General features: G+C 68.6%; 11 protein-coding genes. 2 read left to right on the top strand and 9 right to left on the bottom strand.

Annotation, left to right across the window (positions count from 1 at the left end; all coding sequences use genetic code 11):
• Positions 1–226 precede the first annotated feature (226 nt).
• The 4 genes from OEJ37_RS25420 to OEJ37_RS25405 form a co-directional block, all read right to left on the bottom strand.
• Positions 227–706, bottom strand: a complete 480-nt coding sequence (locus OEJ37_RS25420) for a GNAT family N-acetyltransferase (protein WP_263346712.1) — start codon at positions 704–706, stop codon at positions 227–229.
• Positions 707–833: 127 nt separating this feature from the next.
• A complete protein-coding gene (locus OEJ37_RS25415; protein WP_174382494.1) occupies positions 834–989 on the bottom strand; it encodes a hypothetical protein in 156 nt (51 codons plus the stop codon).
• Between the two features lie 175 nt (positions 990–1164).
• The gene (locus tag OEJ37_RS25410) at positions 1165–2544 is read right to left on the bottom strand and encodes a flagellar hook-length control protein FliK (RefSeq protein WP_263346708.1); all 1380 of its coding nucleotides are present in this window, start codon (positions 2542–2544) and stop codon (positions 1165–1167) included.
• Positions 2545–2636: 92 nt separating this feature from the next.
• Entirely contained in the window at positions 2637–3335 is a 699-nt protein-coding gene (locus OEJ37_RS25405; protein WP_263346706.1) for an MgtC/SapB family protein, read from the bottom strand.
• 114 nt (positions 3336–3449) lie between these two features.
• Here OEJ37_RS25405 and OEJ37_RS25400 point away from each other — a divergent pair, with 114 nt between their 5' ends.
• The gene (locus OEJ37_RS25400; protein WP_263346703.1) at positions 3450–4559 is read left to right on the top strand and encodes an AGE family epimerase/isomerase; all 1110 of its coding nucleotides are present in this window, start codon (positions 3450–3452) and stop codon (positions 4557–4559) included.
• Here OEJ37_RS25400 and OEJ37_RS25395 read toward each other — a convergent pair.
• Positions 4532–6151 carry a methyl-accepting chemotaxis protein gene (locus OEJ37_RS25395; RefSeq protein WP_263346702.1) on the bottom strand — a complete coding sequence of 540 codons (1620 nt, stop codon included), beginning with the start codon at positions 6149–6151 and terminating at the stop codon, positions 4532–4534. The genes OEJ37_RS25400 and OEJ37_RS25395 overlap by 28 nt on opposite strands.
• A 348-nt stretch (positions 6152–6499) precedes the next feature.
• Between OEJ37_RS25395 and OEJ37_RS25390 the strand changes: the two genes are divergently transcribed.
• Positions 6500–6943: a PaaI family thioesterase gene (locus tag OEJ37_RS25390; RefSeq protein WP_047902232.1), complete on the top strand. Its 444-nt coding sequence runs from the start codon at positions 6500–6502 to the stop codon at positions 6941–6943.
• Between the two features lie 63 nt (positions 6944–7006).
• Here OEJ37_RS25390 and OEJ37_RS25385 read toward each other — a convergent pair whose 3' ends face one another.
• The 4 genes from OEJ37_RS25385 to OEJ37_RS25370 all read right to left on the bottom strand — a co-directional run bounded on the left by OEJ37_RS25385 (position 7007) and on the right by OEJ37_RS25370 (position 9663).
• Positions 7007–7288, bottom strand: a complete 282-nt coding sequence (locus tag OEJ37_RS25385; protein WP_263346698.1) for a type II toxin-antitoxin system RelE family toxin — start codon at positions 7286–7288, stop codon at positions 7007–7009.
• Positions 7278–7526: a type II toxin-antitoxin system Phd/YefM family antitoxin gene (locus tag OEJ37_RS25380; RefSeq protein ID WP_174419205.1), complete on the bottom strand. Its 249-nt coding sequence runs from the start codon at positions 7524–7526 to the stop codon at positions 7278–7280. The genes OEJ37_RS25385 and OEJ37_RS25380 overlap by 11 nt, the downstream gene beginning before the upstream one ends.
• A 118-nt stretch (positions 7527–7644) precedes the next feature.
• Positions 7645–8697 (bottom strand): CaiB/BaiF CoA transferase family protein, encoded by a 1053-nt coding sequence (locus tag OEJ37_RS25375; RefSeq protein WP_263346695.1) that lies wholly within the window; start codon positions 8695–8697, stop codon positions 7645–7647.
• 201 nt (positions 8698–8898) lie between these two features.
• A complete protein-coding gene (locus OEJ37_RS25370) occupies positions 8899–9663 on the bottom strand; it encodes an IclR family transcriptional regulator (RefSeq protein WP_175917131.1) in 765 nt (254 codons plus the stop codon).
• Between the last annotated feature and the right edge of the window lie 91 nt (positions 9664–9754).

Genomic DNA, 9754 nt, shown 5'->3' with positions numbered 1-9754 from the left:
GCGTTTGGCGTTTGGCGTTTGGCGTTTGGCGTTTGGCGTTTGGCGTTTGGCGTTTAGTGCTCGGCGTTTGGTGCTCGGCGTTCGGTGCTCGGTGCTCGGCGTTCGGTGATCAGTGCTCGGCGCTCGGCGCTCGGCAAACACGAAGGATCAGGAGGGTGGCCTGCGTCGGCCGTCAGCGGTGTGTGTGGAATCGGTCGCACGTGACGACGCAGCACCGCCAGCGGATTCAGCCCGGGATAACCGGCTTGATCAACGTCGTCGTGATCGGCGCGAAGCCGCATGCACGATACAGCGCGCGGGCCGCCGTGTTGTGATTGAACACCGACAGCCCGATCTCGGTGATGCCGTACCGGCGCGCCTCGGCGTCGAGCGCATCGAGCGCGCGCGTGGCCCAGCCCTGGCGGCGCCGGGACGGGACGATTTCGAGGTCGTAGATGAACAGCGTGCGGTTCGGCCCTTCGGGCACGATCGCGTACCAGAGGTCACCCACCGCGTCGCCGCTGGCGCCGTCGATGAGCACGACGAGTGTCTGGCCAGATGTCCGCAGGCCGTCCGGCAACAGCGTGTCGAAACAGGCGCGTGCACGATCGGCCGCGTCTTCGACAGCATTTTGTCCGGATGAAACGAGATCGCGCGCGTAGCCTTCGATGGCTCGCGTGCGGTACGCGTGGAATTCGCCGGCCGTCATCGGTCGCATCTGCAGCATGGCCCGGTCGCCGTGAGAGGAATCCAGCTTCCAGTGTAGCGGGACCGTCGTGCCAGCGCGCGCGGCAGCGGCGGAAAACAGGCAGGCAGGTGCAGCAGGCGCCGCGCCGAATCAGCGAATCAGCGAATCAGCGACGATACAGGACGATCGGCACGAGATGCGCACGGCGTACGCGCTCGGCTTCGGCACGACGCGCAGCGTACGAGTAATCGGCGTCGAGCGGCAGGTGCGGCGACACGAACAGGTCGTCGATCTTTTGCAGCAGGGCAAGGATGAAGCTCATGTGAGACTCCTGACAGTTGTGTCTAGGGTTTTCCCTTAGACGGACTCCATTCTAAGGGTTTTCCCTGAACTCTGCCAGTGCACTGCATCGGTTTGCCGCACGTGCGCCGCCGCCGATCGCGGGCGCGAAACGGCGATCCTTGCTCCGTCGGGCTTCCAGGATAGGGTCGGAACGATCAGCGCGTGCGGCGGGTGCGCTTCGCGACGGCCGCGTCGCGGTTCGCATTGCGCTGAAGCCGGTCGACTTGCGACAGGAGCGCTTCGTGGTGCTCCTCGAGCGTCATCAGCGTCGCCTGCTGCGTCGACAGATCGGCCGCCAGGCGATCGATCCGCTGCTGCTTGGTGGCCGCGTCCTGCTTCAGGTGCGCGATCTGCCGTGTTTGCAGCATCAGCGCGACGAGCCCCGCCAGCACGACGACAGCCAGTGCCAGCAACAAGCGGTTGACGCGGCGCATCTCGCGATCGGCCGTGCGCGTCAAACCGTCCACGTCGGCCTGCAACGCGGCGAGTCGGTCGGTCAACGGGCCAAGGTGCGTATCCGGATCGAAGGCCGGCGCGGTCGGCTGCGTGCGTTCCGACGACGGCTTCGTCACGAAGGACGCGGCGGAAGCGACAGGCTGCGTGACCGGCGACGGCGAGGCGTGGGTCGGGGCAGCGTCACGGGTGTTCGCCGTGTTCGCCGGCTCGGCCGGTTGTGCCGGCGTCTGCGGCTCGACCGTCGAAGCGGCGTCCGGCACCGGGTTCGATCCGGTCGCGTCCGGCGCCGTATCGACGCTCGTCGCAACCGGCGCCGATTGCCCCGACGTCGCGTCGCTTGCTCCGGCAGCCGTCCGACGTTTGCCACCCGACGACGAGCGGCGCTCCTTCACTGCGTCGCCGGAAGATCGCCCTTCGCGGGATTTGACAGCCGCGACGCCGGCCGCCGCTTCGACCGCAGCTTTCGCAACTTCGCCATCGGTCGATTGCCGATCGGTCATCTTCGCCGCAGCGCCATCTGCCGCTTGCAGCTCGGCCGCCGCCACCGTGCCGCCATCGGCCGCACCCACATCGACTGCCTTCATTGCAACGCCATCCGCCGCAGGTGCATCGATGACCTTCATTGCAACGCCATCAGCCGCTGACACACCATTCGCGTTCGCAGCACCACCACCTTCAGGCGCCGAAACACCGTCAGCCGCCACCGCAACTTCCGGCTTCACCGCACCGTCAGCTTCCGCATGCCCCGCTGCACTCGCAGCCTCCGGCGTGCTGAACCCGTCCAGCGAGGCCTGCCGCCCGGCGGCCGCATCGTCCGCGACACCGGCCGCCGCTTCGGCTTCAGCAACCGCTTCGTCGCGCGCCGTGACCGGCACCCGCTCGCCCGGCTCGAGCACCGGATCGCCGAACAGGTCGAGCGTCAGTTCGTCCCGCGGCGCATCGCCGGCCGGCGCGCTGCCGGGCCGCGACGTCGCCCTCGCGGACGCGCTGCCCGCGGCAGCCGCCGAGCGCTGGCGTGAACGTGCCGACGAACGATTGGAACGGGAACGGGAGCGAGGCGTGGAAACGGATTCGGTCATGGAAATCGGATAGCGGGCCCCGCGAGCGCGGAACCGGATGTCGAACGGAATCGGTGGTCGGCCATTGTCGCACGCCCCGCAACCGATTCAGCCTATTCGTCGCCCGACAACCCGTTCCCTTCCTCGAAACGCGTGACGCCTTGCAACGCGCGCAGCTTGTTGCAGATCGCCTGGTATTCGAGTTCCGACACCCGCGCGAGCGCGATGCGCACCTCGTCGTGCTCGCCCGTGTCGTCGGCGCGCTGCAGGATGAACTGCTTCACGCGCGCGCTGTCGGGGCCGAGCGCCGCGTGCAGCGAATCGAACGTCAGCGCGCCGCTCACCACCGTCAGCGCGAGCTGGCGCCGCTGGCGCACCGTGAAATAGCGCCGCTCCAGCGGCTTGATGCCGGCCAGGATGATCAGGATGATGATCGTCGCCGAAATCGACGCGACATAGAGGCCGCCGCCCACCGCGAGGCCGATCGCGGCGACCGACCACAGGCTCGCGGCGGTCGTCAGCCCGCGCACGATCTCGCCGCGCAGCAGGATCGAGCCCGCGCCGAGGAAGCCGATACCCGACACGACCTGCGCGGCGATCCGCGACGGATCGAGCACGATGTGCTCGCTGCTGCCGAGCACGTCGGCGAAACCGAACGCCGACACGATCATGATCAGCGTCGAGCCGACGCACACGAGCATGTGCGTGCGCAGGCCGGCCGCCCACGACAGGCGCTCGCGCTCGAAGCCGATCACGCTGCCGAGCGCCGCCGCGAGAACGAGCCGCATCACGAGTTCCAGGTTGCTGAGCATCCGATTTATCTCCTTTTTTTGTGCCGGCCGCGCGGAATGTTTTATCCTTGGCCCCGGCCGCGCCGATCCTCCGGGCCGCGCCGACACGTTCAGATCCAAGCGCTCAACCCCGTCATGTCCGTTTCCGACTCCGCTTCCGCCCAGGCCGCCCAGCTGCGCCGCCATTTCGCGCACGTCGTCTTGCCGATCTGGCTGGGTTCAGGGTTCGACCACACGTTGCGGCTGCCGTTCGAGGCCGTCGATCCGGCCACCCACGCGCCGCTGCCCGTCACCCGTTATCGCGCAATGGCCTGCGCGCGGCAACTGTTCGTGTTCGCGCAGGCCGGCGACACGGCACACGCGGCCACGCTGTTCGACGCGCTGTGCAGCCGCTTCCGCGACCCGCGCCACGGCGGCTGGATCTATAGCGTCGACGCACAGGGCGCGCCGCTCGATACCACCAAGGATCTCTATACGCACGCGTTCATCGTGTTCGCGTGCGCCGCATGGCATGCGGCGTCGGGCGACACCGCCGCGCGCGCGGTGGCCGAGGAAACCGCCGCGCTGATCCAGGATCGCTTCGCGCCGCGCCATGGCGACGCGCTGCTCGATGCGGCGCGCCACGCCGATTTCTCGTCATCCGGCAGCGGCGCGCTTCAGAATCCGCTGATGCATCTGACCGAAGCATGGCTAGCGGCCGCCGACGCGTTCGGCGATGCGGCGTTCGACGATGCGCTCATTCGCACCGCGCAGGCCGTCGAGCGCACGTTCGTCGACGCGGCGACCGGCTGCGTGGCCGAGCTGCCGCTCGGCGCGGCCGACAACCGTTTCGAGCCCGGCCATCAGTTCGAATGGTTCTATCTGGTTGATGCGGCCGGTGCGCGGCTCGCGCAGACCGGGCTCCCCAGCGCGCTGTCGCGCGCGTTCACGTTCGCGGAGCAATGCGGCGTCGATACGCAAACGGGCGGCGTCTGCGCGGCGCTCGATGCGCAAGGCGCGTGCATCGACGGCACCCAGCGGATCTGGGCGCAGACCGAGTACCTGCGCGCGCTCGCGACGCACGGCGGCACGCCGGCCTCCGCGCCGCTCGCGCGGCAGATCGAGCGCTTCGCCGCGCGCTTCCTGCACCCGCGCGGCTGGTTCGAGTGCAAGACGGCGGACGGACAGGTGTCGCGCGCCGACATGCCGTCGACGACGCCCTACCATCTCGCGACCGCCTACGCGGCGCTGCCGGCCGGTTCGTAACCCGCGTCGGCGAACGATGGCGCCGCGCGTTCGCCGCGGGCGGCGCGCGCGTCGCCGAGTTCGAACACCGACACAGCCTGCATCAGGTGCGCGGTCTGGTCGTTCAGCGACGCGGCCGCCGCCGCGACTTGCTCCACCAGCGCCGCGTTCTGCTGCGTCAGCTGATCCATCTGCGTGACGGCCTGGTTCACCTGCTCGATCCCGACGCTCTGCTCGACCGACGCGGACGTGATCTCCGACATCGTCTGCACGACGCGCGTGATCGATGCCGACACCGTCCGCATCGCGTCGCCGGCGCGCTCGACGAGTTCCGCACCGCCGTTGATCTGCGCGACCGAATCCTCGATCAGCGCCTTGATCTCCTTCGCCGATTGCGCGCTGCGCTGCGCGAGCGAGCGCACTTCGCCCGCGACGACCGCGAAGCCGCGCCCCTGTTCGCCGGCCCGCGCGGCCTCGACCGCCGCGTTCAGCGCGAGGATGTTGGTCTGGAATGCGATGCCGTCGATCACCGAGATGATCTCCGCGATCCGCCCCGAGCTCTGCGCGATGCCGCGCATCCGGTCGATCACGTTGTCGACCACGCCGCCACCGTGGCTCGTCGCTTCGAGCGCCGCGTCGGCCAGCGCGCTGGCCGCGCGTGCGCTGTCGGTGTTCTGGCGGACGGTCGCGGTCAATTCCTCCATGCTCGCGGCCGTTTCCTCGAGCGATGCGGCCTGCGTGCCCGTGCGCGCCGACAGGTCGGCATTGCCGCCCGCGATCTCGCCCGCGCCGAGGTGGATCGCATCGGACGCGTGGCGCACCGTGCGCACGGTGCCCGCGATGCTCGTCTGCATCGCGGCGAGGCCGCGCAGCATCCGGTCGATCTCGAACACGCCGCCCGCCCGCACGGCTTCGTCGAGCCGGCCCAACGCGATCCGCTCGAAATGGCGGCCCGCTTCATCCAGCGGCGCGACCACCGCGCGCCGCGCGGCCGCGTAGATCGCCGCGCTCGCCGCGAGCATCGCCACCAGCAGCGCGATGCCGACCGACTTGAACCAGAGCATGCCGCCGTCGATCGTATCGAGCGCCGTGCGACTCGATGCGCTGCCGTATTCGGCGAAGCGATGCAGTTCGGCGATATAGGCGTCCTGGATGCCTTGTGTCGGCTGGTCGAGGAAGGCCTGGATGTTGTCGGCGTCGAGGAACTGCACGAGTTCGCCAAGCGCGCCGCGCAGCGCGCGATAGCGCTCGGCGAGCGCCGCGACGCGCGCGCGGTTCGTGTCGTCGACCGGCTGCGCGGCCGTCAGCGCGGCGAACGCCTTGTCCGCTTCGGCAAGCGAAGCGCCGGCATGGCGGATGATGTCCTCCGGCTTCGGGCCGCCGCGCACCATCCGCGTGCCGGCGCGCGACAGGTTGATGCGCGCGTCGAGCAGGTGCTCGGTCGCCTGGTTGGCCGCGTTGACCTGCGCGATCGCGACGTTCGACAGATCGTCGACGCCGCTGCGCGTCGACGCGAGCGCCCAGAAGCCGAGCGCTTCGATCGCGAACAGAAAGAGGCAAAACACGGTCAACACGCCGAGCAGACCCGACGCGAGCTTGATTTTTCCGAACATGGGGAGATTCCTGGAGAGCGGACGATGAGGCAATGCCCCGGCATTAGCGGCATTTCTTCGTCGGACTTTAGGTGGGGCCGCCTAGATGGGGCCGTCTAAGGCGGGGCTGCCTAGGTGGGGCCGCCTACGTGCGGCGGGCAAGGTGCGGCCGAAAAGACGGCCCGGTGACGCGCATCGCTCGCGCATTCCCGCCGAATCGCCGGCAAACAAGGACAACTCCCGCGTTCGACGCAATAATCGCATCGCATCACGCCGGAAATTGCAGGAAACGCGGACGAATTTCCTTGCTTATCCGCAGCCCCCTTCCTAGAGTTCAGCGCAAGCGGGCACTCATTTCGAGGAAAGTCGATGACCGACATCACGGACCACGCGCGCGGCGCATTGCGTGCGCAACCGTTCAGCATGCTGCTGGGTACGGAGCTGATGCATATCGGCGACAACGAGGTGTCGCTGTGCCTGCACGTGCGCGATGAACTGCGGCAGCAGCACGGTTTCGTGCACGGCGGCGTCATCAGCTATCTCGCCGACAACGCGCTGACGTTCGCCGGCGCGCTCGTGCTCGGCCCGCGCGTGATCACGGCCGAATACAAGATCAACTACCTGCGGCCGGCCGTGAACGGCACGCTCGTCGCCCGCGCGAAGCTCGTCTACGCAGGGCGGCACCAGGCGACCTGCCAGTGTCATGTGTTCGTCATCGACGGCGATCACGAGCGGCTCGTCGCGATCGCGCAAGGCACGATCAACCGCGTCGGCGACGGCAAGGTGCCGGATATGCCGGAAGAAACGGCCTGAGCGGCTGCCCGGCCCAAGGTCAATGAGAGAACGCCGAACACGCAACGCGCATCGCGCATCGCGCTAGCGTTTCATTGCGGCGAGATAGACCGCATCGCGCTCGCGACGCCCCACCGCGACGATCAGTACGACGACCTCCGCATCGCGCACTTCGTACACGAGACGATAGCCGACACTGCGCAGCTTGATCTTGTAGCGGTCCGGATGACCGTGCAGCTTCGCCGAGGGAATGCGAGGCTCCTCGAGCCGTTCGGCGAGTCTGGCCTTGAACTGATCGCGAACGGTGCGATCGAGCCTCTTCCACTCCTTCAACGCAGGTTCGAGAAAGGCGAGCTCAAAGGTCATTCAGCTTGACCTTGACGGTTTTCTCCGTGGCGCGCGAGTCAGCCAGCGCGTTGTCTTCGATATCTTCGAGACGTTCGACCATCGCCTCCCATGTCTTCGCCGGGATGCAATAGAACGCGGGCTCGTTGTGATTCAGGATCGCGACCGGGAAGCCCTCGCCCGCCGCCACGGTTCCCATCGGGTTCCGCTTCAGCTCCGAGACGCTCGCCGTCACGCTGGCCAGGATGGTGTGGGGCATGTCCGCTCCTTTTTCGATTAAATTTCCATTGTACTTTATTTGGCACCATATTTAGCACGATTCCAGGTGCCATACAGGCCATGCCGAATTCGCTCCCGAGCCGTAAAGTTCGGCACGCCTACTCGGCCCCACCGCCCGTCAACGGCAGGAACCGCGGCGCCACGCGCGCCCGCACGTTGCCGTTCTCGTCGGTCCGATAGATCCCGCGCGCCGCGTTGTGCGGATGCCGCGCCGCGCCGGCCACGCTCAATACCGGCGCGAAACACGCGTCGGTGCCTTCAAGTAGCGCGCGCCAGTGCGCGGACGGCTGCTGCGCGAACACGTCGGCGAAACGCGCCTTCAGCGCGGGCCAGTGCGCGCGGTCGTACTGCGACGCCGGATCGACGTCGGTCAGCCCGAGCCGTTCGATCAGCAGCGCATAGAACGGCGGTTCGAGCGCGCCGATCGTCACGCATTCGCCGTCCGCGCAGCGATACACGTCGTAGAACGGCGCGTCGTGGAAGAGGCTCGGCTGCGCGCCGTCGAGCTGCCCGTTCGCGCGTGCCCACAGCGCGAGCGAACCGAGCATCGACACGATGTCGACGATCGCGCCGTCGACCACGCGCCCCGGCCCGCCGCCGCGCACGTCGAACAGCGCGCAGACGATCCCGAACGCGAGCCCGAGCGCGCCACCCGCATCGCCGACGACGGTCGGCGGCAGGCCCGGCCGGCCGTCGTTCGGTGCCGATAGCGACAGCAGCCCCGTCAGCGCGACATAGTTCAGGTCGTGCCCGGCCGCGGCCGCGAGCGGGCCGTGTTGGCCCCAGCCGGTCATCCGCCCGTACACGAGCTTCGGGTTGCGGCGCGCGCAATCGTCGGGCCCGAGGCCGAGCCGCTCCATCACGCCGGGCCGCAGCCCCTCGACCAGCGCGTCCGCCTGCGCGATCAGTTCGAGCGCGGCATCGCGGCCGGCCGGCGCCTTCAGGTCGAGATCGACGATCGTCTTGCCTTCGCGCAGCAGATCGCCGTCGCGGGCCCGCAGCGCGTCCGGCGCGCTCGTGCGGCCGGACGGGCGCGCGATCAGCGTGATTCGCGCGCCCATCCCGGCGAGCATCCAGCCCGCGAGCGGGCCGGGGCCGAGACCTTCGAATTCGACGATGTGGATGCCGGCAAGCGGCGCGTTCAATGGCATTGCGACCTCGTTGAAATGCAACCGGGACAGGGGCAAGGAAACGCATCGATTCTATGCGAATGCGTGCGACGGGCGCGGCGCGAACGATGACCGGGCCGATACACGGGATCGACGTCCCGGCCGCATCGCCATCGCTCGCCGTCAGGCACCGGCACTCGCCCGATGCCGACAACGCCCGGCGCGCGGGCCAGCCTCGCGCGACTAGCCGGCCGCCTCGTCCGCGCGCTCGGCCAGCGCCTCCCGCATCGCCCGCACGATCGCGTCGCGATGCACGTCGATCCGCTCGACGGGCCCGGCCACGCCCATCGCCAGCGGCAGGCCGTTCCAGCCGTCCGCGATCACCATCGAGATCATCGCGGCGCCCTGCGTCACCGTATGCGCCGAATACGAGTAGCCGTGCCGGCGCGTCTGTTCGACCTTGTCGAGCACGACGTCCTCGTCGATCGTCCTGCCCGACTTCCCGAGCCGGCGGATGCTGCGCGACACGAGCCGGCGGATCGTGCTGTCCGGCTGGATGCTCAGCAGCGCCCAGCCGAGGCTCGACATGCAGATCTCGCGGCGCGTGCCGATCGGCGCATAGAACTGGATCGGAATCGTATGGGTACCCGCGACCGCGTCGATGTACTGCACGTACAAATCGCTTTGCACCGCGACCACGACCGCCTCGTGCGTGCGAGCGGCCAGCCGCTTCGCGACGGCGTGCCAGTGCCGCCGGCTGCCTGCCGCCGAATCGACGAGCGCTTCGCCGAGATTGACGAGCCGCGCGGTGGGCGCATAGGCGTGCGTCGCGTCGTCGTACGCGAGATAGCCGAGCGCTTTCATGCTGGTCAGCAGCGCCGCCGCGCTCGACCCCGGATAGCCGCAGCGCGTGGCGATCTCCCGCACGCTCAGCGGCCGCTGCAATGTGCTGAAGAGTTCCAGCACCTCGAACACGCGCGCCGCGCTCTTGACCACGTTTCCGCTCATCCCGCCCTCTCCGCACGCAACCGGGACGGGCCTTCCACATACGTGGAACGGAATTTCCCGCCGCCAACCGTCGTGACGATACTAGGCTTCA

Source organism: Burkholderia sp. BKH01 (genome assembly GCF_025685725.1).
Taxonomy (GTDB): domain Bacteria; phylum Pseudomonadota; class Gammaproteobacteria; order Burkholderiales; family Burkholderiaceae; genus Burkholderia; species Burkholderia pyrrocinia_C.
Note: the sequence above shows the minus strand (reverse complement) of the source record. Positions and strands in the feature narration are given on the sequence as shown.

What these genes read in the sequence shown, in the direction of transcription:
- OEJ37_RS25390 (WP_047902232.1), top strand. Translation starts at nt 6,500, where the DNA reads ATGACCGACATCACGGACCACGCGCGCGGCGCATTGCGTGCGCAACCG.
- OEJ37_RS25380 (WP_174419205.1), bottom strand. Translation starts at nt 7,526, where the DNA reads ATGCCCCACACCATCCTGGCCAGCGTGACGGCGAGCGTCTCGGAGCTG.
- OEJ37_RS25410 (WP_263346708.1), bottom strand. Translation starts at nt 2,544, where the DNA reads ATGACCGAATCCGTTTCCACGCCTCGCTCCCGTTCCCGTTCCAATCGT.
- OEJ37_RS25415 (WP_174382494.1), bottom strand. Translation starts at nt 989, where the DNA reads ATGAGCTTCATCCTTGCCCTGCTGCAAAAGATCGACGACCTGTTCGTG.
- OEJ37_RS25385 (WP_263346698.1), bottom strand. Translation starts at nt 7,288, where the DNA reads ATGACCTTTGAGCTCGCCTTTCTCGAACCTGCGTTGAAGGAGTGGAAG.
- OEJ37_RS25405 (WP_263346706.1), bottom strand. Translation starts at nt 3,335, where the DNA reads ATGCTCAGCAACCTGGAACTCGTGATGCGGCTCGTTCTCGCGGCGGCG.
- OEJ37_RS25370 (WP_175917131.1), bottom strand. Translation starts at nt 9,663, where the DNA reads ATGAGCGGAAACGTGGTCAAGAGCGCGGCGCGCGTGTTCGAGGTGCTG.
- OEJ37_RS25420 (WP_263346712.1), bottom strand. Translation starts at nt 706, where the DNA reads ATGCTGCAGATGCGACCGATGACGGCCGGCGAATTCCACGCGTACCGC.
- OEJ37_RS25375 (WP_263346695.1), bottom strand. Translation starts at nt 8,697, where the DNA reads ATGCCATTGAACGCGCCGCTTGCCGGCATCCACATCGTCGAATTCGAA.
- OEJ37_RS25400 (WP_263346703.1), top strand. Translation starts at nt 3,450, where the DNA reads ATGTCCGTTTCCGACTCCGCTTCCGCCCAGGCCGCCCAGCTGCGCCGC.
- OEJ37_RS25395 (WP_263346702.1), bottom strand. Translation starts at nt 6,151, where the DNA reads ATGTTCGGAAAAATCAAGCTCGCGTCGGGTCTGCTCGGCGTGTTGACC.